Consider the following 22,454-nt stretch of genomic DNA (forward strand, 5'->3'; position numbering starts at 1 on the left):
GGAGGTTTAACAATGAATATATTTTTAGATATCTTTAGCTTTATTTTGTTTTTTGGCATACTAACCATCATCTCTCCTATTTTAGGAAAATATATGGCAGATATATATGAAGGCCGTGTGCATCCGTCTTTAAAACCTATAAGATATGTAGAAAAAACTATCTATAAAATACTTGGCATTGACGAATCCAAAGAGATGAACTGGAAAGAGTATCTTTATGCTTTGTTATCTTTTAATTTTTTAGGGTTTTTGGTGCTTTTTTTAACGCTTTTATTTCAAAAATACCTTCCTCTAAATCAATACCACATACCAAACATGAGCTGGGATTTGGCTTTTAATACAGCGGTAAGTTTTGTTACAAATACAAACTGGCAAGCTTATGCTGGTGAGACTCAAGCTACGTATTTTTCTCAAATAACTGGTCTTGCACTTCAAAACTTTTTATCAGCTGCAAGCGGTATCGTGGTGGCTTTGGTGCTGATAAGGGCTTTTGCCAGGAAAAATACCATATACCTTGGAAACTTTTATGTGGATTTTACAAGAACGATTTTATATGTGCTTTTACCAGTAGCTTTTTTTAGTGCTTTGTTTTTGGTATCTCAAGGAGTTATACAAAATTTCTCTCATTATAAAACCATAGAACTGTTGGAGCCTTATAAAGATAGCAAAAATATAATTACCACACAAACGCTTCCCATGGGTCCAGTGGCTTCTCAAGAAGCCATAAAACTTTTAGGAACCAACGGTGGTGGTTTTTTCAACGCAAACTCTGCCCATCCTTTTGAAAACCCAACTCCGCTATCAAACGTTTTTGAGGCTTTTCTTATAATCCTAATACCAGCGTCTTTGGTGTTTACATTTGGGTATATGATAAAAGATAAAAGACAAGGATGGTTTTTATACAGCGTAATGCTTTTTGTGTTGATGCTGTTTATGGGTATTCAGTATTATTTTGAATGGTTTGGCAATCCCATAGTAAAAAAGCTTGGCATAGAAGGTCCATACCTTATAGGAAAAGAGTTGAGGTTTGGTATAGGTGGCACAGTGTTGTTTTCAAGTATTACCACCGCTACTTCCTGCGGTGCTGTAAACTCTATGCTTGATTCATTTACACCTTTAGGTGGATTGGTGCCGATGTCTTTGATTTCTCTTGGCGAGATTATATTTGGTGGGGTGGGATCTGGGCTTTATGGGATGATAGCTATGGTAATAATAGCTGTTTTTGTAGCAGGGCTTATGATAGGTAGAACCCCTGAGTATTTAAACAAAAAAATAGAATCAAGAGAAATGTGGTCTTCTGTTGTCATAACATTGGTATCTGGAATAACAGCTTTATTGCTTACCACATTAGCCCTTTATACAAAATGGGGATTATCTTCTATGTCAAACCCAGGACCTCATGGGCTAAGCGAGGTTTTATACGCTTATATATCAACTTCTAACAACAGCGGAAGCGCTTTTGCTGGTTTAAATGCAAATACCGTATTTTACAACATCACCACAGGTTTAGCAATGTTGATAGGTAGGTTTATCCCTATTATAGCCGTATTTTACATGGCTTCGTCTTTATCCCTTAAAAAACATGTACCACCAAGCCCTGGCACACTTCCAACGCATACTTTGGTTTTTGGTGTATGGCTTGTATTCATTATCATAGTAGTGGGTGCTTTGACATTTTTACCGGCTTTTTCTTTGGGTCCTATACTTGAACATATGCTTATGTTGGAAGGAGTTACTCTATGAAAAAGAAAGAGCTAAGCATCTTTGACAAAGACATACTAAAAGAAGCATCTATAAATTCCATCAAGAAACTAAACCCTGTTGAGCTTTTAAGAAATCCCGTGATGCTTTCGGTAGAAATAGGAAGTACAATCACCACATTTGATTTTTTCTACGACTTAGCCACAAACAACAATCACGCTTGGTTTAGCGCCAACGTAAGCTTATGGCTTTGGCTTACGGTGTTATTTTCTAACTTTGCAGAGTCTATAGCAGAATCTCGTGGCAAAGCAAGGGCAAAATCTCTTAGAGAGGCAAAATCAAATCTTTTTGCTAAAAAGCTAAAAAACAAGAACGATAAAACCTACGAAAAAATCCCAGCCTCTTCACTTCAAAAAGGTGATTTATTTTTATTAGAAAAAGATGATATCATACCCATAGACGGAGAGCTGATAGAAGGTGTTTTGTTGGTAAACGAGTCTGCAGTCACAGGAGAATCGGCTCCAGTTATAAGAGAGTCTGGTACAGACAAATCTTCTGTTACAGCAGGGACTAAGGTGGTTTCTGGTAGCGCTGTGGCTGTTGCAAGCGTAAATCCTGGGGAGACCTTTATAGACAAGATGATATCTTTGGTAGAAGGGGCCAAAAGAAGAAAAACTCCAAACGAAATTGCCCTTGAGATACTCATTATATCTCTTACCATAGTATTTTTGGTGGTAGTTATAAACTTTAGAGCTCTTTCTTACTATAGTGTATATTCTACCAACAAGGGTTCTGTAGTATCTTTGGTGGTGCTTGTGGCTTTGTTTGTATGCTTAGCCCCAACCACAATAGCAGCCCTTTTGCCGGCCATAGGTATAGCTGGTATGGATAGATTATTTAAGAAAAACATAATAGCTTTATCTGGTAGAGCCATAGAAGCTGCTGGAGATGCAAACGTTTTGTTTTTAGATAAGACAGGTACCATAACATACGGTGATAGACAAGCCTACAAGCTTATACCAGTAGAAGGTGTTTCTGAAGAAGAGTTGGCTATGGTAGCTCATATGGCTTCTATAGGAGACACTACTGCTGAAGGTAAAAGTATCTACGCTTTTACAAAAGCAAAATACAACTTATCAATAGATTTAAAAGATTACAAAGTGATAGAGTTTGACGCATCAACAAGGATAAGTGGCGTAGATACAAAAAATGAACACTATAGAAAAGGCTCTTCAGATGCAATAGAAAAATATGTATCAAGCTTTGGTGGTAGTATACCAAAAAACTTAGATAAAATAGTTGAGGAAGTAGCCAAAGAAGGTGGTACTCCATTGGTGGTGGCTAAAGATAACAGGATATACGGCGTAGTTTATTTAAAAGATATTATAAAACCCGGTATAAAAAAGAAGTTTAGAGAACTAAGAAGAGCTGGTATAAAAACTGTCATGATAACAGGAGATAACCCTCTTACGGCAGCTACCATAGCAGCAGAAGCAGGGGTGGATGATTTTTTAGCTCAAGCAAAACCAGAGGATAAGCTAAGGCATATAAAAAAGTACCAAGAAGAGGGATATATGGTAGCTATGACAGGAGATGGCACCAACGATGCACCAGCTTTAGCTCAAGCGGATGTGGCTGTGGCTATGAACTCCGGTACCCAAGCCGCCAAAGATGCCGCCAATATAATAGATCTTGATAACGATCCATCAAAGCTTATAGAAGTGGTAGGGATAGGTAAAGAAATACTAATTACAAGGGGAGCTATTACTACATTTAGTATAGCAAACGATATATCGAAATATTTTGTAATAGTACCAGCGGCTGTTAGTAAAAGCTATCCAGAGCTAAATATACTAAACATACTGCATCTTGCAAACCCCTATATAGCTATATTATCAGCGGTGATATTTAATGCTATCGTAATACCGATGCTTATACCTTTGGCTTTAAAAGGTGTAAAGTATAGGCCTATGGATGCCCAAACGCTTCTTGTTAGAAATCTAAGTATATACGGTATAGGTGGTATACTGTTTCCATTTTTTGGGATTTGGATTGTATACTGGATTTGTGAAATATTTTGGAGAGTACTATGAATGTTAAAAGCCTAAAAAACGTATTTTTGCTTTTTGTAATATGTTTTGTCTTGCTTGGAATTTTATATCCTTTGGCAGTTACAGGTTTAGCTCAAATACTTTTCCCATATCAAGCTAACGGTAGCCTATACAAGCTAAATGGGAAAATAGTGGCATCCAAGCTTATATGTCAACCAATATCTGATCCTGGGCTCTTCTGGCCAAGACCCTCCTCCACAGCTTCATACCCTTGTAACCCTCTTAGTTTTGGAGGCTCAAATATGGGTCCCACAAACAAAACTTTGGTAGAAAATATAAAATCAAGAATAGAGGTATTAAACTCTTACGGATTAAAAGCTCCTTTTCTTTCTGATATGGTTATGGGTTCTGGAAGCGGCTTAGAGCCTTATATATCGTTGGAAAATGCTATTATGCAAGCAAAAAGAGTTTCAGAGCATGCCAATATACCTTATGGAAAACTTTTAAAACTTATATATAAAAACTTAGACAACAGGACTTTTGGTATATTTGGAGAAAAAAGGGTAAACGTCATCAAGCTTAATATGGAGCTTTTAAGATGGAAGAAGAAAGACCAATTCCAGAGAGTTTATTAGAAATAGCAGAAGAAAAACAAAAGCGTGGCAAACTTACCATATACCTTGGTGCAATGCCAGGAGTAGGTAAAACCTATGCCATGTTAAATGATGCACATATCAAAAAACAAGAGGGTATAGATATAAAAGTAGGATTTGTAGAAACACATGGAAGAAAAGAAACGGAAAAACTTCTCGAAGGTTTAGATACGATACCCTCTTTAGAAGTGGATTACAGCGGTATAAAGTTAAAAGAAATAAACCTAGACGAAATACTAAGAATAAAACCGCAAATTTGCATAATAGACGAGCTTCCACATACAAACCCGCCTATGTTTAGAAATAAAAAACGATATCAAGATATAGAAGAAGTTTTAAACGCTGGCATAGATGTATGGACGGCTATGAATGTACAACATATGGAAAGTATAAGCGATATAGTTTATCAAATAACTGGGGTAAGAGTGAGAGAAACAATACCAGATGAATTTGTAAAAAACGCCGATGAGATAAAACTAATAGACTTACCACCAGAAGAACTTATCCAAAGGCTAAAGGAAGGCAAAGTCTACGTACCAGATTTAGCTCAAGAAGCCATAAAAAGATATTTTAGACCGGGAAATATAATGGCTTTAAGAGAGCTATCTATGAGGATAGCCGCCGATAAGCTAAATAAAAAATTAAATACATACATGAAAGAGCATGCAATCGCTGGTCCTTGGGCTATAAAAGAAAGAATAGTAGTAGGGATATACGCTAGTCCTTTCGCTGAGCATTTGGTAAGAGCGACTTACAGAGTTGCCAACGAGATAGATGCCGAATGGATAGCTATTTACGTTGAAACAGAAAAACATGCTTACCTTACAGACAAAGAATTGGATTGGCTACAAAAAGCCTTAGAACTTGCAAAAAGTTTAGGTGCTGAAATTGTATGGATAAAAGATGACGACGTACCAAACGCTATTATAAGATATATAAAAAGCCACAATATAAACAAGATAATTATGGGTAAACCTAAAAAATTTCCCATCTTTAGAGGCTCTATATTTAGAAAAATAGCCCAAAATACAAAGTATGTTGATATATTTATGTTGGACCCACCAATAGCAGAGGCAGAACTTTTTAATATTTCAAAAAAACGTATAAACTTTCCTAAGTTATACCTTCCTAAAATTTACAACATCTTTATAGGTTTATTTCTTGTATTTCTTGCCACGTTTATAGGACTTCAGTTTAGAAACTATTTAAACCAACTAAACCTTGTATTTTTATTTTTGTTGGCGCTTAGTTTAGCAGCCTTAATGCTTGATACATACTCCACTATCTTTGCTACTTTAATTAGTATAGTGATATTTGATTATTTTTTCGTGCCACCTTACTATAGTTTTGCTATTTCTGATATAAATTATTTTCTATCTTATACAGTTTTTGCATTGATGATAGTTTTTATAAACCTTCTATCCATAAGATTAAAAAGGAACTTAAAAAAACTACAAAAAAGTGAAGAAAAAAGCAATGTTCTTTTTGAGCTTAGCAGAAAACTGCTTAGGATAAACTCAAAAGAAGAATGTATATCTATTACCATAAGATACGTGAAGATGTTCGTGGAAGATATGGCGATATTTTTAAAAGCCAAAGATAGCATACATATGGAAGCTTTAACAAAGAATATAAACATAAACGACCGAGTCAAAACAATAGTCCAATGGTGTATAAAAAATAAAAAACCAGCTGGGGTTTCTACCCAAACGTTTTCCGAAGATCCTTATTTTTATATACCGCTCATTTATAAAGATGATGTATACGGCGTAATGATTTTTGATATGTCTAAAAGCAAAGAAACAAATTATGAAACCATATCTATCTTAGAAACCATAGCAGATTTATTTACCGCCAGCATAGTAAAATATACTTAAAACTATTGGTTTAAAGCTGTTGTTGTGATAGGTACGTTGTTAGCACTACAACTAAGATAACTGTAATCACCACCAGTACTTGATACTGTGCACAAAAGACCTAAGGAGTTAAAAGCGTTTGATACAGCTTGAACATATTCGTTTGGTATTTGGCTTGTAAGAATTGTAAAAGATGTACTATTAGAAATATAAGACCATGTGGTAGCCCAGGGTCCTATAAAATGAAGCAAAGCACAACAATTGGCAGGATTTGACGGAGGGTGCGAGTTCCAATCACATATGCCTTGAGTACCGTTTAAACTGGACCATGAGTTTGCATCCGTACAACTAACCTGCGGATATGCCCCCAATACATCATAATAATCTTTTAAGCCTAAAACAAAAGTCCTTGCTTTGTAAGCATAATTTTGCTCGTTAGTAGTAGCATGTATAGTCCTATATCCTATAAACACCGCTCCCAAAAATATGCTAACCACAGTAAACACCAACAAAAGCTCTATGATAGAAAAGGCGAGTGGCCTCGCAAGAGGCTTATTAATATGCATGTAATCTGAGGGGGACAGTGGCCTGAAAGGCTTATTGAGATGCACATCTGTTGAAAAGGCGAGTGGCCTCGCAAGAGGCTTATTGAGATGCACATCTGTTGAAAAGGCGAGTGGCCTGAAAGGCTTATTGAAATACATGTTAGTTGAACCGGCTAGTGGCCTCGTAAGAGGCTTAACTCCTAGTTTATAGCTTTCCATACAAATAATATTATAAGCCTGAAAAAAACTTTGTTATATGCGATAATAAAATATATGAAATTTGGGAGATATTATTTTATATTGTTATGTTTGATAATTGTCTCTTCTATCTCATACTCTCTTGATATAAATGCTCTTGATAGTGTAAGTAGGAATATATTTAAAAAAGGCTTTTTCCTGGGATGGCAAATGAGAAAAAGAGAAAATATATGTGGATCTTATGTAATTCCATCTGGATGGTGGGTTTACATGGATTCATCAGATCTAAGTTCATATAAAATAGGCTATTATAAGTTTATAGCTATGAGAAATGGCCTCACACCCCTTGATGGTATAGGGGATGTTGTGTTTGGAGTTTTTGATAGCCAAGAAGATGCTAATCATACAAAAGAATTGCTTCAAAAAGATGGAGTAAAAGGTGTTATATGGGTAGAGTATAAACCCGCCGAAGCTGTCATAAACCCATGTGTAAATTTTGATTTAAACTACGGTAAGACGCATCTTGACAAAACACTTTATTTTATGAAGATGGCTTTGTATGAAGCTAAAAGCATAGTAAATCCATCTGTAAACAAGAAAGCACTCATACACGATATAACTACAGTAATTTTAGGTCTTGAAAAAGTAGGGGCTAAAATAGAAACCCAAGATATATATAAAAAAGAAAACTTAAACACCATAAAAGTACCATACAATTATCAAAATCTTATAGAGAGGTCTAAACTATGGGCAAAATGAGATCTGTTTTAATGGTTTTAGCGGTTTGTAGCTTTATAGAAAATGCAAACGCACAAAGCGAGTATACACCAAAAATATCCTTTAAGGATATAGTTGAGTCTCAAGTGGGGGTTGTAAAGAAAGTAATGAACTTAAGTAAAGAGGTAAGCGAGTTAAGAACTGCCTTAGCAAAGCTACAAGAACAACAAGAGAAAACCTACGCTAAACTATCATCCATAGAACAAGAGCTAAAGCAAAGAGCCAAAACTTCCAATTCCAAAGCGATAAAAAGCTCAGTTTCAGTACCATCTTCTTATCAAGATCTTATAGATAAGGCGAAGTCATGGGCAAAATAATATTTTTACTTTTGGTATTTATATTCCCTTGCTTAACTATGGCAGAAAATGAATATCAACCTAAAATTACATTTAAAGATATAATAGAATCTCAAATAGGTGTTATAAAAAAGGTGGTAGATTTGAACAAAAAAACAAAGGAACTAAGTCAAAATCTAGAAGAAGAAAAAAAGAAAGTAGGAAACTTAGAGCAAAATGTTAGAAAATTACAAGAACAACAACAATTGTTTTCTAAAAATCTTGAAAAATTAAAACAAGAGGTAAAAGTTATAAAGCTTGAAAATTCTATAAAGGGTCTTGTGGTAGAAAATGAAAACGCTAAAAAATCCATAGGTTTTGGCAAACCTCAAAGAAGAAAAACAGCCAAAGAGCTTATCACAAATGGACCTGAAGATGTATTTTTTTGCATAGACTCAATGTCATATATTCACAAATATCCATCTATAAAATCTGTCGCTATAGGCGCTTCTTATAAAGGCGATACGTTGCAATGTCTAACACCTTGTGGTATTGAAGGGCATAGATTTTACTGGCTTCATATATTAAATCTTAGAACAGGTTACAAAGGTTATAGCATATTAAACAGCTCTATAAAAGAAGGTAAGTGTAAATGAAAAAGGTTCTTGCTTTTATAGGCATATTACTTTTTGTATCTATCTCTTATTCTTACCATCTTATCGGAAACTACAAAGTTACGCCTAAAAATAAAATAAGCACACCACCAGGTTTTATAATAAACGGTCAAAACGCTTTTTTGCTAAAACCTGTTACCTTAAATGTAAAAGATGTTCCAATACCACAAGTATTATCTTATCTTTCAGGCATAACCCAAGTGCCTATAGAACTAAAAGATAACGTACAAGATAGGGTTAGTTTTTATGGACAAGGCACTTTAAAAAGTATATTAGACACCTTTTGTGCTTATAACAATTTATATTACAAGGTTAAAAACGGGAAAATAATAGTAAGAAGGTATATAAGTGCTGTGTTTCAGCTGAATGTGCCGATGACTACCACAAAAGCATACAATTACAATATGACATTTGGTCAAAGTGTTACCAATAGCTCCTCTGGCGGTGGTATGCTAGGCGGTACTACCGTAAACCCTATACAAAACACAGGTACAAACAGCTCTAGTTCAACTTTTAATTTCAACGAAAATTTAGCTCAAAACATTGTGAATCTTATAACACCACTTCTACAAGACAAACGCTCCAAGATATCTTACGATCCAAACACAGGCCTTCTTACATTCTTTGGCTCTATAAACGATTATAAAACTGTAAAATCTATAGTAAATAAGTTAAACAAAGAACTATCAGAACCTATAAAAATAAGAATAAATATAATAGCTATAAACCTTTTAAACGAATACTCTACTGGTATCAATCTTTCAGCTCTATTTCAACATTTAAAAAACTTAAATCTGTCTTTAACCGCTCCTATAACACTTACAAATCCATCAAACTCTTTGTTTAATGCAGGTTTAAGCGGTAGTAATTATGATGCTCTTTTAAACGCTCTAGAACAATACGGTAAAACAAAAAGCATAGATAGTGAAACCTACACCGTGTTACCAAATCAGCCTATTGTTTATGCTCCTACCAATACTCAATCTTATATAAGCTCATACAATATATATATTCCTCCAACTGTAGCCGGAGTAGTGTCTACTCCAGCTTACATACCAATAGTTTCTTATCTAAACACAGGGACAAGTATTACCATACTACCAAGACTTGCAAACAACAAAAAACTTATGGTGGATGTCTACTACTCTCAAAATACACCTCAGAACCTAAACACTCAAAATATAACAATAAGTCAAGGAGTAACTGTCCCTATACAATTTCCTGAAGTTTCGTCTCAAAACTCTGTTTTAACATCTGTTTTAAAACCAGGACAAACCATAGCCCTTATAAGCTCTGTATATGACCTTAAGAAAAACAACGAAGCTGGTATACCGTTTTTAATAAGAATACCTCTTATAAAATACCTTTTTGGCAACACCGATAAATATTCAAATAAGGTGCAGTTTATTATAACAATAACCTACGAGGGTTTGGGTGAAAAATGAGCGTAGAGCAACCTCAAACACCACCAGAAAAACCTTACAAAAAATATCTAGAAAAAATTAAGTCTTTTTTTAGAGATTTTAAAATAAAAAAGAATTTTGAAGCACCCCTCACCACACAAAAAGAAGATGGAAAAAGAAATTTTGAAAAGATAATTTTAGGTGTAACTATAGGATTTGTCTTTGGAGCTTTAACAAGCAGCATAATACTGTACTTTAAGATAAAAAAGATCCAAGAAGAGTACAAAAAAACTCAAATAAGACTTAAGATATTTTCTTCGAGATTAAAATCAAGCCAAATCACAACAAATACGGCTCAAAATCAGAACCTTCAAGCTCAAAAACTTAATATAGCTAATATTTTAAGCGTAATAAACAACTTGCCACCTTCTAACGCCTTTGCCAGTTTTTATGTAAACAAACTTAATGAGGAAAAATACAAAACAACACAAGAACGGGAAATAGTTGTTAAAAAACCGCCACCGCCACCTTTACCACCTCTTAAAACATTAATAGGTAAAAATCAAACAAGCAACAATTTACCATCTATTTCCACACCCCCACCAATACCTCAAATATCTATGATAATATGCTCAAATAATTGTTACGCTATTTCTTCAAACGGCCAGGTTTATACAAATGGTTTTGTGCAAGGAAATTATAGGCTTGTAGTGACTCAAAACCAGATTTACTGGGAAAAAACCGATGAAAAACGATAAGCTACTATGGCAAACATAACTGTTTCAAGAAAACCAGAAAAAAATAAAGCCTGTATACAAAAAAAAGAGGGAAGAAGAGTAAGATATTATTGCGTAGACAAAAAGGAACTAAAAAATTATTTATATGATGTACTGTATATGCAAGAAAACAACATAAATTTAGCCGTTAGAATAGTACCAGAAAAAAAGAAATACTATGAATACGTTATAGCTGGTGATAGAATTCAAATAAATGAAAAAGAACTTATAACAGATCAAGACCCAGAAAGCTATATAGCCACAGAGTATTTGGGAGAACCAATAGTTATAATAAAAGAACCTCTAAAAAAAATAAAAAAAATATACGGTCCTCCTTGGTATCAAGACATCCAAATTATATCTCTTATTGCAATGTGGATTATCATAATTTTTGGCGGTGCTGTATTTTTTTATTTTAAAAGCCACAAAAATAAAGAGCTAAACTTCAATGTCGGCAAACCAGCAGTACCACCTGTTCCACATATTGGTAAAAGTTTGAGTTTAGCTCAAAAGCAATCCGTCATGGAATCTTTCACAAAAGATGCCCTTTATCAAATAGCTTATGCCATAGAACAAGTATCGTCTATTGGTTACCCTGCTTATATATCTAATATAACTTATTCTATAAAAGATGAAAAGGCTGCACCCGGCAAGGATGAAAAATTAAGCGGCGTTCTTAATATTACGTTTAGATTTGCTTATCCTGCCAAAGGCTCAAAACTCGTTAGCACAAAACCAGTGCCGATATACTCTAAAACCGTTAATATAGATTTGATACCAGATTTTCCCGTAAAAGTATCTTATATGGACCAAGAGACTTGCGGTATGAAGCTTTTAAAAGATGGATTAAATTTGTACGATGTAGATAATTTAGAGTTTAAAGGAGATATCAAAAATTACAAAGATTTTTATGATTTTATACAAACGATGTTTTATTGCAAAGGTTACCTAGAGTCTTTAAATCTTACCAATCCAAACGATATATTGTCCCAAAAAACCAATAACTCTAATACGGTAAAGAAAAATGTTGATATAAATGCAGATATAGATTTATACCTTGTGAAAAACAATATACCATCAGGAAAATAATATGCTTGGTAAAATTAAATCAAGATTTAGAAAAAAAGAGATAGAAAAAATTATATACGATGCAGAAGTACAGTCTGGATACGCCAATATTTCTGTGGAAGAAATATATGAAAGGGTAAACAAGTATCTAAACTGGACAGAGTTAGAAGATATTATAGAAGATATACGTTCTGGTATGAAAAAATCTGAAGTTTACGAACCATACCTTTCCTATGAAGCAATCACTATAATTAGAAACGCCGAAGATAAATCTTTACCAGTTTATAGGATTTTAGAAGAATTAAAAAACATATCTGAGGCTATAGAAAAGGCAAAATCAAAGCTTACACAAATGATAATAATGCCAATCTTTACATTTATAGCCACTGTCATTTTAGCAGATTACGTGCTTCACAAGATAGCCACCACTCTTTTGGCTACAAAGCTTATAAAAGCACCTTTTTATCTTCCTTTTCTTATGAAATTTTTTATACCTATAAACTTCTTATTTTTAGGACTTTTTATATTCTTTGTGGTGATAAAACCAGATCACACGCCCATTGTAAAAAACATTTTTAAGGAATTAGAAGGTGTTAGGATACTAAATACCACTAGACTTTTTTATATGGCAAATATACCAATAGAAGATATCATTCTTTATGGGGAAGAAACTTCAAAAGGAAGTATAAAAAAAGCTTTTTCTTCTGTGGATACCAACTTAGAAGGGTTTTTGGAAGCTCTTGGGTCTATACTGAGGCTTACAGAAATAGCATCTTTAGAAAGTGCCTTTTATACAGGCAAATTTAGAGACACACTTTTTTCCTTGGCAGAGAGAAAACTAAGAGAGCTTGGTGTGTTTGTAGAAAGCGTAGCTGCCACCGCCAATATAGCAGCATTAGGACTTATAGTCATACCTCTTATACTTCTTATCATACCTTACTTCCAAATGGCTTTTGAGCTTATAAACAAAGTTTCATCTTTTCTTATGAATGCCGGCGGTTAACTGTAATATACCTGTAAACTGTGGTAGACTTATCAGTGCATATATTCAGATTTATGATATATTTTGTTTATATGAGGTTTTATAAAAAGCCTAAAAAAGTTACAAAGATGAGGACCATTGTAAATTTGAGAGCACTTTTATCTGGGATGGGTATGATTTTCTTTATAAGCAAAAATGCTTATCCTGTCGTATACGTAGTGCCTCCTGATATAGACATGTATATGCATCAAACAAACGATGTTTATAAAACCCTTATAGAAAACTTGTGTGGTGCTGGTAACAATGGCCAAGGTATTATAAAAGATTGCTTTAAATCCCTTACTGCTTATATAAACTCAGCCGCTTCTTATAGCTTTACACCACTGGCAAACCCAAATATAAACAATCTATCCACCACTATAGGAAATGCCAATATAATATCTTCCACTATAGCTTTTTCATCTATCACAAACTCTATTATGGGTTCTAGTACTTATTGTTTTCCTATAGGAAATTCCTCTACATGTTTTGGCATAGAAGATTACACTACAATGCAATATCAAACTATATTGCTATCGGCTAGCTATTCTAACGGCCAGTTTGTTAGCGGCTCAGCTGGTACTGTATTTATGCCATCTTGCACATACCATACTGGTAACAGTTCTCTTTACGCTGAATTTATAGTATTTGCACCCACTTCTTGCTCTTACGATTTTTCAAATCCCGGGTCTTCCAACAATGTAGTAGCTGGCAGAGTTTCTTGTCCACCGGGCGATAGTGCAAGTGCTTGTTATACAATAAGTGCATCGTGTTTTTTTGGCTCAAATACCAACTCTAGCACTGTAAGTGGGCTTTACTATACCAATCTACCAGTACTGAGTTTTTGTCCTACTTGGAGTGAATCATGAATTATAATACATTTCTTGTTGAGCGCTTGTTTAATAAAAGCTTCTTTGAAACATGCTTGTCAGCACTCTGGAGTGAATCTTAATGTTGGCGGCAGACTTGTTTATCGTGGTGGACTTGTATCCCGTGGTAGACTTGTTGATCGTGGCAGACTTGTTATGTGGTTTATAATAGAAATTCTTTTAGCCTTGTCCATCTTATCTACCGTCTTGACTGGTATTTATTATCTTATCCCAGCTTTTAATAGAAGCACAGATATAGCAAAATCTCAAGTAAAAAGTATAAATTTAAAAAATGCTCTTTTAAATGTATATATGGATATAGCCGGGGCCGAAGAAAATTGCGGTGGGTATAGCGTTTGTCCTGCAACTCCTTTACCTTGCAACATTTCTTATACAAACGGCGGTATTAGTTTTAGCTATGTAATAAGTCAAAACTTAAATGTTGCAACGCCCATCCAAAGCGCTTTTAATCAAGCTGGATGCTCTACTACTTTAAATAGCAACACGCTATCTATATTTTGTCCTAGTTTTACAGCTTCTAGCATAGATTTTTGTTCCAATTCAAATTATGAATCTTATACATTCGTAAACCCAGACCCGCCAATGCCTAGTATAACTTTTTATACAATACTACAACCAAACAACCCAGCAAGCCCATTATCAGCCCCTTATGTAGTAGATTATACACCTATATATCAGTACTATCAAAATCAGTCTCTTTCAAAATTTGAACAAATAGCGTCAGGTATGAAAAACTATGTACTAGAAAGAAGGACCTCTGAAATAGCAAACTCTTGTACATGGAATGGTTCCGACAAGTCTGCCACGGGATATTGGACAGGAGGTATGGAATCGAGCTACGATTTTTATATACCATGGATTTTACAAGCATGCTCTAGCTCTCCAAACCTTCTATGTCAAACTCAGGCAAACCAAAGCGTTTGCTCCAACTCTTGTACAAACATAAGCTTATCCCAAAACTGCAGCATAACTACGCTTCTTACAAACGTAGGATTGGTCACAAGTCTGCCACGGTCTAGTTCCACAGCTTCTAGTTTTTATTATGTGGATGGTTTTGGAAACTCTATTACGATAGTGCCTTATGCAAATTTACAAGAAACTTTAGCCGATATACATCCATCTTTTTCATACATGACTCTATGTCAAAGCGGTACAAATTGTCCGCCGTTTGCCGGAGTTATAACACTAAGCAACACCAACGTCAGCTGTGTACAAGCTGGCGCACCCTATTGTTATTTACAATTTACATATCCTTAGAGCGGCTATGACGCATTTCATGGTTAATGAGCAGGCAATGGCACTCAAGAGCTCAGAGAAATGCTTGGAGCACACTAGAGCGATGAGATCGCATTTCGGGTCTAAAGAACAGACAAGTATGCCACGATTCACAATGGCACTTCAAAGTTTAGGAAAATACCTAAAGCACACAAAAATGGTAGCGTTATGCTTTTTATAACGATCACTTTTCTTATAATAGCGATAATGAGTTACATACTTTATATGGTTTCAAGCTCAATACCTTTGTATCACGCCATAAACACACCTCAAAATCCAAAATTAAACACTTATCATATTGTTTCAAGCCTCCCAAATAAAACATTAAACAATACAAGCTCTACAAACCCTATCCAAAATATTGTAAGCTTTTATAAAGATTCTTATGAGCAGGCTTTTATAAATGCCTGTGAAAACGCAAGATGGCTTAGTATAAAAAACAATTGTTCAAACCCAAATGATTTCAATCAAGCTTGGAGTTTTTTACCATCGTTAACGGGAAATGTAAATAATATCACAGGTTCAAATATCGCTTTCTCTTGTAATACAAAAAGCGCTTTTGGCGAATATGTATTATATAACTCTATATCAAGCTTGCAATCGAACACATGCGTATCTTGTTATTACAATCTTAATTCCAACAATGCTATCCCTTACTCGGGGCTTTTACCTTATAAAAGCAGTTCATATTATGGCACAAACACTACTCACTCCTTAACAAGTATGGGAGATCCTTGCGCCGTTGGTAGTTTTATAAGTTGTACATACGTGTGTAGTTAAATAGTGGCATACTTATAGATGCTTATCAAAGAAGGCTTTAACACTCTGTCATTCAAATAAATCTATTCAATAAGCCTCTTGAGAGGCCACTAGACCAGTTAAAAAATATGCATTCAAATAAGCCTCTTGAGAGGCCACTATGTTATACTAAAAATTATGAAAACGCTGGATATAAAAAATATTCCATCAAAACTTGTGGATATATTTGAAAAGGGAAAGGAGCTTGGAGCTACTGACTTTCAGCTTATAGCAAACTACATACCAAGATATGGAATTGCCAAAAAGTATGCTGTTATACCAGGGATGCACAGACTTACAACGGACGACGTAGTAGAGATTATAGAGCTCACATCCGACGAGAAAAATTGGCGCGATATAATGGCCGAATATTCTACTTTTGAATACTCTTTTGCTATTAAAAATTATGGTCTTTACAGGGTATCGGTAGCAGAATCTCTTGAAGGTCTCGGAATGGCTATCAGAATACTATCCTATGAACTTCCTTCCATTGAAATGGTGAGACTTCCAAAAGAAGTTGTTGACTTTATGAAAGATGCCAGAAGTGGTGCGATAATACATACAGGGGGTACTACCTCTGGTAAATCTACATCTATAGCCGCCGAAATAGGTTTTTTATCTGACATTCACAACGTTGTTGTATTAACCTTTGAAAATCCAGTAGAATATAGATTTTTATATAGGAAAGCTACTGTTAGGCAGTTTAACATACCTACGCAGGTAAAGAATTTTCAACATGCTCTTAAAATAGCGTTAAGAAGTGACCCATCCATCATACTATTCGGTGAAGTAAGATCTGAAGATGAAATAATATCTCTTCTTGATATGGCCGCTCGTGGCCACTTGGTGTTTTCCACGTTGCACACAAAAAGCGTAAGCGCTACATTCTCATTGCTAAATCAATTTGGTTCTAAAGAGCTTTTGGGCTTGTTTAGTTCACAGATAGTAGCTATTATTTCACAGTTTTTATACCGCTCAAAAGCAAAGAAATTTTTACCTATATACGATATATTGGTACCAAACAAACCTATAAGGACTATGATAGCAGATGGAAATTTTAACGATATAGAAAGAATTAGACAAGAGGGAAAGATTCAAGGAGGATTTTCTATAACTTTTACTCAATGCGCAAAACAATATCTTATAAACAGAGAAATAGACGAAGAAGAGTTTAACTATATAAGATTAAGGGCTATGGAGTGATGTTATGGAAGAGAAAATTTTTGTAAAGGGAAAATATACCACTATAGAAATTTCAAAAAATGAGCTTTTTGAGCTTTTAAGAGAACTAAAAGAAAGAACCAAAGGGACGGATTTGTTGGAAGCTTTTGAAATTATGCAAGATTTTCCTGATTTAGACAAGTTTAAAGTATTAAGAGATATATACATACTTGAGCTTAGCGGAGCTTTCAAAGAGCCAATACAAATAGAAGAGCTTTATAAAGAAGTTTAGAAGATTCTTTGAAAAAAATGTCCTATAAATATATAGGCTATAGTGTGCAATGTTCTAGATATAAATGTAGCTATTATAAATCTATAAAAGGGAAATTTTAGTATTCCAGCCATCCAGCATATAGCTTTGTAAGGCTCTCCTATTAATATTGCAAAAATACCATATTTGTTGAAGAGAGCTTCTGTTTTTATATAATGTTTCCTAGATATTATCTTTGAAGCAATTTTATCACCTAAAAAATATCCTAACCAATAAGACACAAAAGCCCCTAAGGCATTTGATAGAACACCTACAACACCTATTATCCATGGATTTAAGCCTATTTTGTTGCTTATAAGCATAAAAGGTAAGACGGGAATAGGCTGTATAATACTTTGAGTAAAACCTATCAAAAAAACTCCAAAATATCCGTAATGCTTGACTAAACTTATAGCTATGTGTTGTATATCCACATCTTTTATTATACTTATCTTAAAAGCTTAATACTAAAAATATATTTGAGTATATCTCTATTAAATATTTGAGTATAACTATATCAAAGTTATTATCAAAACTCTTGACAAATTTTCTAAAGGTATTATATTAATTTTTAGAAAACTTTAGAAGGAGGTAAGGCCTATGAGAAGAGGTTTGGCAATTTGGAATCCATTTAGTGAGTTGGAAAAGGTAAAAGCAGAATTTGACAACCTTGTCCAAAACTTGTTACCTACCGTTTACAGCGGTGGCGAAGTTTCTCTGGCACCAGCAATAGACTTATATGAAACAGACAAAGAAGTGGTGATAAAAGCTGAAATACCTGGTGTCAAAAAAGAGGATTTGGAAGTAAGCGTAAAAGACAATGTCCTTTATATTAAGGGCGAAAAGAAAGAAGAAAAAGAAGAAAACACAGAAGCTGTCCACAGAGTAGAACGCATATACGGTAAGTTTGAAAGGATGATATCCTTGCCACCAAATGTAAAAACCCAAGAGGCAAAGGCCGAATACAAGGATGGCGTCCTAGAGATAAGATTTCCTAAAAAAGAAGAATCTCAAAGCACAAAGATTAACATAGGCTAAAGCTTAGATATTCAAACAAGGGGCCTTCCGGCCCTTTTTTAATTTTTATCCACTTTTTCCGGTTTTGGTATATAATATATAGATAGCCGGAGTGGTGAAATTGGCAGACACGCTATCTTGAGGGGGTAGTCCTCGCAAGAGGGTGCGGGTTCGAGTCCCGCCTCCGGCATTTAATTTTACTATCTGTTAAAGAGGTGATGGTGATGAACTTTTCTAAAGAGGATATACTCAAAGCTTTTCATGAAAGACATGCTTGCAAGCTTTTTGACGATAAAAAGAAGATTCCTAAGGAAGATTTTGATTTCTTGCTAGAAATAGGTAGATTGTCACCATCTTCTTTTGGAATGGAACATTGGAAGTTTCTAGTAATAACGTCACAAGACCTAAAAGAAAAGCTAAGACCAGTATGCTGGAATCAACCTCAAATAACAACTTGTAGCCATTTAGTAGCATATCTAGCCAAAAAATCTTTTCTAAAAAATCCGGATTACTATAGACCAATGTATGAGAGAAAAAGCGATATCTTTCCAGATGTAGAATTAAGAGAGAAAGCTATAAAGCGCTATGAAAACTTTGTAAACAAGTTTGACGATAAAGATTTAGCTTGTTGGAGTTCTAACCAATGTTATATAGCTGCTACAAACATGATGACAGTAGCTGCTATGATAGGCATAGATTCATGCCCAATAGAGGGCTTTGAGAAGGATAAAGTGGAGGAAATACTAGGTCTTAATACAAAAGATTATGAAATATCTATGTTTGTGGCTTTTGGTTATAGAGTAAATCCACCATCTAAAAAATATAGGCTCCCAATAGAGCAATTGGTAGAGTATAGATGATAAACAGATTTCCTATCTTTCTAATAATGGAACGCCTAGAGCACAATCTAAAAGAGCAACAAAAGGCTATGAGCGTTTTGCTTATAAATCAAAATAAGATCACTTACGATTTTTTGAATGCAGTTTACGATCTTTTCATGGATACACTAGGACTTTCTTATACACTTATAGGTATGATAGATGAAAACATAGACAAATATACCAAAGAGCACATATTTTTGGTTTCCTCTGAAGTGCTTTCCATGTTTAGTCTATCAATACCTTATTTAGAAGCTGGTGTCCCGTTCTTCATAGAGGACACCTACATAGATAACTTATCTGTTCAAGAGTTTATTTTAAGACTTGCAAACTATATAGAAAGATCTATTTTAGAAGAGACTTTTTCAAGGGATTTTATTTTAGACTCTTTAGACAAACTACTTAGACATCTCACATACTTTCAATATGTAAACGACAAGATACCTCGTTATCTCTAGCCGTTTCTATATATTTAAAAGCTTCTTTAATGTTTGCTATCATATCAATCGTACTAAAAGCCTCAATATGAGATTTTTTTGCAGTTATCTCACCGGCTACACCATGTAAGAATACACCTAGTTTCAAAGCTTTTGATATAGGCATTTTTGATAAAAAAGCACTTAACATACCACTTAAGACATCTCCGGTGCCACCTTTTGCCATAGCTGGAGTGCCTCTTGTAGATACATAAACGTTATCTTCTGTAGCTATGGTAGTTATAGCACCTTTTAAAATCAAAGAACAGCCATACTTCTTATGAAATTCATAAGATAAATCTATCTGATTTTCTATGATATTTTCTTTTGGTATATTGCTTAATCTTGAGAATTCACCTATATGAGGTGTAATAACGATATTTTCATTTTTTAAAAGCTCTAAAGCTTTGTATCTGGAGATAATGTTTAAAGCGTCCGCATCCAACAGTACGTGTTTGTTGAAGCGATTTAGTATATACTCTATAATTTTAAAACCCTCTTCATAAATGCCAAAACCCATTCCAATGGCTATAGTATCAAATTGCTCTAAATCTATAGCTTCGATAGATTCTATATAATAATCTTTTGATGGAAGGGGTATTTTTATTTGCTCTATGAGATAGTTAGAAACGCTTGTCATATGCTCTTTTGGTATACCTACATAAACAAGTCCAGCCCCAGCCATAGTAGCTGCCTTTGCGCTCATACTAACAGCCCCTATGTATGGCCCGTTTCCACCTATTAAAAGCACTTTGCCTTCGTTACCTTTGTTGGTATCTAGTTCCCTTTTTGGTATAAGGGGCTTTACATCTTTTACGCTCAATAAAACTCTTGACTTGTTTGGAACACAGGCACAAGGTATAGAAATATCCTTTACATATATATCGCCTGCATATTTTGAGTAGGGATAAAGAATATGGTAAGTCTTTGGGTAAGCAAATGTTATTGTATAATTGGCTTTTACAAACTTATCAGAAGGTATACCAGATGGAATGTCCACAGAAACCACCACAGATGAAGAGCTGTTGATAAAATCTATATAAGGTACAAACTCATCTTTTAAAGGTGGTCTAAAGCCTGTACCAAATAGCCCATCTATTATAACATCGTACGTTTCTTTAGGAAAATCATCAAGAGCTGTTATATTTAGATTTTCTAAAATAGATTGCTGAATCCTGAACTCTTCTGTGGTTTTTGAGCTTTTAGCAACTATAAAATCACATTTAACACCTTTTTGCAAAAGCCACCTTAAACACGCCAAAGCATCGGCCCCGTTGTTGCCTGTACTTACCACCGCTAAAACGCTTTTTGGCTTTAAACTAAGCACAAAATCTGCCACAGCCCTTGCGGCGTTTTCCATTAAAACTAAAGAAGGTATACCAATTTTTTCTATGGTGCATTTGTCCGCAAGAGCCATCTCCTCAGGTGTAAGTATATATATCATTTATCGTCTAAGACAGATATACAAGGTAGTTCTTTTCCTTCCAAAAGCTCTAAAAATGCACCACCACCAGTGGATACAAAATCTATAGCATTTATAACCCCAGCCCTTATAATGGCATGGTCTGTATCTCCACCACCGGCTATAGAGAGAGCTTGAGAATGGGCTATAGCTCTAGCCACTTCTAAAGTACCATCTTTAAACCTTTCATATTCAAAAGCTCCCATAGGTCCGTTCCACACTATTGTTTGGGCTGTGCCTATAAGCTCTTTCGCTAAACTTATAGAAACCGGCCCTATATCTAGTCCCATATAGTCTTGAGGTATTTCTTGCCAAAGCACTGTCTTTATAGGTGTATTATCAGATAGCTCTTTACCCACTATAAAATCTACAGGAAGATAAAATTTCACACCAAGCTTCTTAGATATATCTATAATATCTTTTGCAACATCTATAAGATCGTTTTCTACGAGAGATTTACCTGTATCATATCTCATAGCTTTTATAAATGTAAAAGCCATCGCCCCACCTATAAACATCTTATCTACTCTTTTTAATAAATTTTTTATAACATTTAACTTTGACGATACTTTAGCACCACCTAAAAACGCCACCACTGGCCTTTGGGGATTTACCATAGCTTTTTCAAAGTAAAGAAGTTCTTTTTCTAACAAAAAGCCCATACAAGCTGGCTTTAATATTTGTGGCACGCAGTAAACAGAAGCATGTTTTCTATGGCAAGTGCCAAAGGCGTCTGATACATAAACCTCACCCAAGGAAGCAAGCTTTTTCGAAAACTCCTCATCACACTCTTCCTCTTCTTTGTGGAATCTTAAATTTTCAAGCATTATAACATCTTCTGATTTTGCGTTTTTAACAATATTTTCCATATCTTTACCTATGCAATCTGGAGCCATCACTACATCTTTGTGTATATACCTTGAAAGACGCTTTGCTACAGGTTTTAGCGAATATTTTTCATCAAAACCTTTTGGCCTTCCAAGATGAGACATGAGTATTACGATAGCTTTAGCGTCTAAAAGATACTCTATAGTTGGAATAGCTGCTCTTATCCTAGCATCATCTTCTATATTTCCCTGATTATCTATCGGAACATTAAAATCAACTCTTACTAAAACTCTTTTCCCTTTTAGATCAATATCTCTTATGGTTTTTTTGTTTGGCATAAAAAACCTCCTATGATTTTATA

General features: G+C 34.6%; 23 protein-coding genes and 1 tRNA gene. 20 read left to right on the forward strand and 4 right to left on the reverse strand.

From position 1 onward, the window contains the following. Nucleotides 1-12: 12 nt before the first annotated feature. The 4 genes from kdpA to HY04AAS1_RS08360 are packed head-to-tail and all read left to right on the forward strand — an operon-like array spanning nt 13 to nt 6,282. Nucleotides 13-1,743: a potassium-transporting ATPase subunit KdpA gene (kdpA, locus tag HY04AAS1_RS03605; RefSeq protein WP_012513760.1), complete on the forward strand. Its 1,731-nt coding sequence runs from the start codon at nt 13-15 to the stop codon at nt 1,741-1,743. Then, nucleotides 1,740-3,794 (forward strand): potassium-transporting ATPase subunit KdpB, encoded by a 2,055-nt coding sequence (kdpB, locus tag HY04AAS1_RS03610; protein ID WP_012513761.1) that lies wholly within the window; start codon nt 1,740-1,742, stop codon nt 3,792-3,794. The genes kdpA and kdpB overlap by 4 nt, the downstream gene beginning before the upstream one ends. Next, the gene (kdpC, locus tag HY04AAS1_RS03615) at nt 3,791-4,387 is read left to right on the forward strand and encodes a K(+)-transporting ATPase subunit C (RefSeq protein WP_012513762.1); all 597 of its coding nucleotides are present in this window, start codon (nt 3,791-3,793) and stop codon (nt 4,385-4,387) included. Before kdpB ends, kdpC begins: the two co-directional genes overlap by 4 nt. Next, nucleotides 4,351-6,282, forward strand: coding sequence for a DUF4118 domain-containing protein (locus tag HY04AAS1_RS08360; RefSeq protein ID WP_012513763.1), 1,932 nt, complete (start codon nt 4,351-4,353; stop codon nt 6,280-6,282). The genes kdpC and HY04AAS1_RS08360 overlap by 37 nt, the downstream gene beginning before the upstream one ends. A gap of 2 nt (nt 6,283-6,284) precedes the next feature. Here HY04AAS1_RS08360 and HY04AAS1_RS03625 read toward each other — a convergent pair whose 3' ends face one another. Next, nucleotides 6,285-6,773, reverse strand: a complete 489-nt coding sequence (locus HY04AAS1_RS03625) for a hypothetical protein (RefSeq protein WP_337954090.1) — start codon at nt 6,771-6,773, stop codon at nt 6,285-6,287. Nucleotides 6,774-7,115: 342 nt separating this feature from the next. Between HY04AAS1_RS03625 and HY04AAS1_RS03630 the strand changes: the two genes are divergently transcribed. The 12 genes from HY04AAS1_RS03630 to HY04AAS1_RS03690 all read left to right on the forward strand — a co-directional run bounded on the left by HY04AAS1_RS03630 (nt 7,116) and on the right by HY04AAS1_RS03690 (nt 17,414). Further along, entirely contained in the window at nt 7,116-7,763 is a 648-nt protein-coding gene (locus HY04AAS1_RS03630) for a hypothetical protein (RefSeq protein WP_337954091.1), read from the forward strand. Beyond that, entirely contained in the window at nt 7,760-8,098 is a 339-nt protein-coding gene (locus HY04AAS1_RS03635) for a hypothetical protein (protein WP_156769304.1), read from the forward strand. The genes HY04AAS1_RS03630 and HY04AAS1_RS03635 overlap by 4 nt, the downstream gene beginning before the upstream one ends. 38 nt (nt 8,099-8,136) lie before the next feature. Then, nucleotides 8,137-8,712, forward strand: a complete 576-nt coding sequence (locus tag HY04AAS1_RS03640) for a hypothetical protein (protein ID WP_337954092.1) — start codon at nt 8,137-8,139, stop codon at nt 8,710-8,712. Next, nucleotides 8,709-10,175 carry a type II secretion pathway component PulD-like gene (locus HY04AAS1_RS03645; protein WP_012513768.1) on the forward strand — a complete coding sequence of 489 codons (1,467 nt, stop codon included), beginning with the start codon at nt 8,709-8,711 and terminating at the stop codon, nt 10,173-10,175. Before HY04AAS1_RS03640 ends, HY04AAS1_RS03645 begins: the two co-directional genes overlap by 4 nt. Then, complete coding sequence (locus tag HY04AAS1_RS03650; RefSeq protein WP_012513769.1) at nt 10,172-10,891, forward strand: hypothetical protein; 720 nt, start codon at nt 10,172-10,174, stop codon at nt 10,889-10,891. The genes HY04AAS1_RS03645 and HY04AAS1_RS03650 overlap by 4 nt, the downstream gene beginning before the upstream one ends. A gap of 6 nt (nt 10,892-10,897) precedes the next feature. Beyond that, entirely contained in the window at nt 10,898-11,998 is a 1,101-nt protein-coding gene (locus HY04AAS1_RS03655; RefSeq protein WP_012513770.1) for a hypothetical protein, read from the forward strand. Between the two features lies 1 nt (nt 11,999). Continuing rightward, nucleotides 12,000-12,980 carry a hypothetical protein gene (locus HY04AAS1_RS03660; RefSeq protein ID WP_012513771.1) on the forward strand — a complete coding sequence of 327 codons (981 nt, stop codon included), beginning with the start codon at nt 12,000-12,002 and terminating at the stop codon, nt 12,978-12,980. Nucleotides 12,981-13,033: 53 nt separating this feature from the next. Then, nucleotides 13,034-13,867 (forward strand): hypothetical protein, encoded by an 834-nt coding sequence (locus HY04AAS1_RS03665; RefSeq protein WP_012513772.1) that lies wholly within the window; start codon nt 13,034-13,036, stop codon nt 13,865-13,867. Nucleotides 13,868-13,885: 18 nt separating this feature from the next. Continuing rightward, a complete protein-coding gene (locus HY04AAS1_RS03670) occupies nt 13,886-15,145 on the forward strand; it encodes a hypothetical protein (protein WP_337954093.1) in 1,260 nt (419 codons plus the stop codon). Between the two features lie 225 nt (nt 15,146-15,370). Then, nucleotides 15,371-15,943, forward strand: coding sequence for a hypothetical protein (locus tag HY04AAS1_RS03680; protein WP_337954094.1), 573 nt, complete (start codon nt 15,371-15,373; stop codon nt 15,941-15,943). Between the two features lie 156 nt (nt 15,944-16,099). After that, nucleotides 16,100-17,164: an ATPase, T2SS/T4P/T4SS family gene (locus HY04AAS1_RS03685; protein ID WP_012513775.1), complete on the forward strand. Its 1,065-nt coding sequence runs from the start codon at nt 16,100-16,102 to the stop codon at nt 17,162-17,164. A gap of 4 nt (nt 17,165-17,168) precedes the next feature. Beyond that, on the forward strand, nt 17,169-17,414 hold the full coding sequence (locus HY04AAS1_RS03690; protein WP_012513776.1) for a hypothetical protein: 246 nt from the start codon (nt 17,169-17,171) through the stop codon (nt 17,412-17,414). Here the strand turns inward: HY04AAS1_RS03690 and HY04AAS1_RS03695 are convergent. Further along, on the reverse strand, nt 17,411-17,866 hold the full coding sequence (locus HY04AAS1_RS03695; protein ID WP_012513777.1) for a VTT domain-containing protein: 456 nt from the start codon (nt 17,864-17,866) through the stop codon (nt 17,411-17,413). The two genes, HY04AAS1_RS03690 and HY04AAS1_RS03695, sit on opposite strands and share 4 nt — an antisense overlap. A 166-nt stretch (nt 17,867-18,032) precedes the next feature. Between HY04AAS1_RS03695 and HY04AAS1_RS03700 the strand changes: the two genes are divergently transcribed. From HY04AAS1_RS03700 to HY04AAS1_RS03715, 4 genes are all read left to right on the forward strand, one after another. Continuing rightward, nucleotides 18,033-18,470, forward strand: coding sequence for an Hsp20/alpha crystallin family protein (locus HY04AAS1_RS03700; protein WP_012513778.1), 438 nt, complete (start codon nt 18,033-18,035; stop codon nt 18,468-18,470). Between the two features lie 85 nt (nt 18,471-18,555). Continuing rightward, nucleotides 18,556-18,639 (forward strand) — tRNA-Leu (locus HY04AAS1_RS03705). A 34-nt stretch (nt 18,640-18,673) separates the two neighbouring features. Then, nucleotides 18,674-19,309 carry an NAD(P)H-dependent oxidoreductase gene (locus HY04AAS1_RS03710; protein ID WP_012513779.1) on the forward strand — a complete coding sequence of 212 codons (636 nt, stop codon included), beginning with the start codon at nt 18,674-18,676 and terminating at the stop codon, nt 19,307-19,309. A gap of 26 nt (nt 19,310-19,335) precedes the next feature. Further along, a complete protein-coding gene (locus HY04AAS1_RS03715) occupies nt 19,336-19,785 on the forward strand; it encodes a hypothetical protein (protein WP_337954095.1) in 450 nt (149 codons plus the stop codon). Here HY04AAS1_RS03715 and HY04AAS1_RS03720 read toward each other — a convergent pair. Together HY04AAS1_RS03720 and HY04AAS1_RS03725 are read right to left on the reverse strand one after the other, a co-directional pair. After that, on the reverse strand, nt 19,739-21,247 hold the full coding sequence (locus tag HY04AAS1_RS03720) for a bifunctional ADP-dependent NAD(P)H-hydrate dehydratase/NAD(P)H-hydrate epimerase (protein ID WP_012513781.1): 1,509 nt from the start codon (nt 21,245-21,247) through the stop codon (nt 19,739-19,741). The genes HY04AAS1_RS03715 and HY04AAS1_RS03720 overlap by 47 nt on opposite strands. Continuing rightward, a complete protein-coding gene (locus HY04AAS1_RS03725) occupies nt 21,244-22,431 on the reverse strand; it encodes a phosphoglycerate kinase (protein ID WP_012513782.1) in 1,188 nt (395 codons plus the stop codon). The genes HY04AAS1_RS03720 and HY04AAS1_RS03725 overlap by 4 nt, the downstream gene beginning before the upstream one ends. Nucleotides 22,432-22,454 lie beyond the last annotated feature (23 nt).

It is taken from the genome of Hydrogenobaculum sp. Y04AAS1 (assembly GCF_000020785.1).
Taxonomy (GTDB): domain Bacteria; phylum Aquificota; class Aquificia; order Aquificales; family Aquificaceae; genus Hydrogenobaculum.

What these genes read in the sequence shown, in the direction of transcription:
- kdpA (WP_012513760.1), top strand. Translation starts at nt 13, where the DNA reads ATGAATATATTTTTAGATATCTTTAGCTTTATTTTGTTTTTTGGCATA.
- kdpB (WP_012513761.1), top strand. Translation starts at nt 1,740, where the DNA reads ATGAAAAAGAAAGAGCTAAGCATCTTTGACAAAGACATACTAAAAGAA.
- kdpC (WP_012513762.1), top strand. Translation starts at nt 3,791, where the DNA reads ATGAATGTTAAAAGCCTAAAAAACGTATTTTTGCTTTTTGTAATATGT.
- HY04AAS1_RS08360 (WP_012513763.1), top strand. Translation starts at nt 4,351, where the DNA reads ATGGAAGAAGAAAGACCAATTCCAGAGAGTTTATTAGAAATAGCAGAA.
- HY04AAS1_RS03635 (WP_156769304.1), top strand. Translation starts at nt 7,760, where the DNA reads ATGAGATCTGTTTTAATGGTTTTAGCGGTTTGTAGCTTTATAGAAAAT.
- HY04AAS1_RS03640 (WP_337954092.1), top strand. Translation starts at nt 8,137, where the DNA reads ATGGCAGAAAATGAATATCAACCTAAAATTACATTTAAAGATATAATA.
- HY04AAS1_RS03645 (WP_012513768.1), top strand. Translation starts at nt 8,709, where the DNA reads ATGAAAAAGGTTCTTGCTTTTATAGGCATATTACTTTTTGTATCTATC.
- HY04AAS1_RS03650 (WP_012513769.1), top strand. Translation starts at nt 10,172, where the DNA reads ATGAGCGTAGAGCAACCTCAAACACCACCAGAAAAACCTTACAAAAAA.
- HY04AAS1_RS03655 (WP_012513770.1), top strand. Translation starts at nt 10,898, where the DNA reads ATGGCAAACATAACTGTTTCAAGAAAACCAGAAAAAAATAAAGCCTGT.
- HY04AAS1_RS03660 (WP_012513771.1), top strand. Translation starts at nt 12,000, where the DNA reads ATGCTTGGTAAAATTAAATCAAGATTTAGAAAAAAAGAGATAGAAAAA.
- HY04AAS1_RS03665 (WP_012513772.1), top strand. Translation starts at nt 13,034, where the DNA reads ATGATATATTTTGTTTATATGAGGTTTTATAAAAAGCCTAAAAAAGTT.
- HY04AAS1_RS03680 (WP_337954094.1), top strand. Translation starts at nt 15,371, where the DNA reads ATGAGTTACATACTTTATATGGTTTCAAGCTCAATACCTTTGTATCAC.
- HY04AAS1_RS03685 (WP_012513775.1), top strand. Translation starts at nt 16,100, where the DNA reads ATGAAAACGCTGGATATAAAAAATATTCCATCAAAACTTGTGGATATA.
- HY04AAS1_RS03690 (WP_012513776.1), top strand. Translation starts at nt 17,169, where the DNA reads ATGGAAGAGAAAATTTTTGTAAAGGGAAAATATACCACTATAGAAATT.
- HY04AAS1_RS03700 (WP_012513778.1), top strand. Translation starts at nt 18,033, where the DNA reads ATGAGAAGAGGTTTGGCAATTTGGAATCCATTTAGTGAGTTGGAAAAG.
- HY04AAS1_RS03710 (WP_012513779.1), top strand. Translation starts at nt 18,674, where the DNA reads ATGAACTTTTCTAAAGAGGATATACTCAAAGCTTTTCATGAAAGACAT.
- HY04AAS1_RS03715 (WP_337954095.1), top strand. Translation starts at nt 19,336, where the DNA reads ATGGAACGCCTAGAGCACAATCTAAAAGAGCAACAAAAGGCTATGAGC.
- HY04AAS1_RS03720 (WP_012513781.1), bottom strand. Translation starts at nt 21,247, where the DNA reads ATGATATATATACTTACACCTGAGGAGATGGCTCTTGCGGACAAATGC.
- HY04AAS1_RS03725 (WP_012513782.1), bottom strand. Translation starts at nt 22,431, where the DNA reads ATGCCAAACAAAAAAACCATAAGAGATATTGATCTAAAAGGGAAAAGA.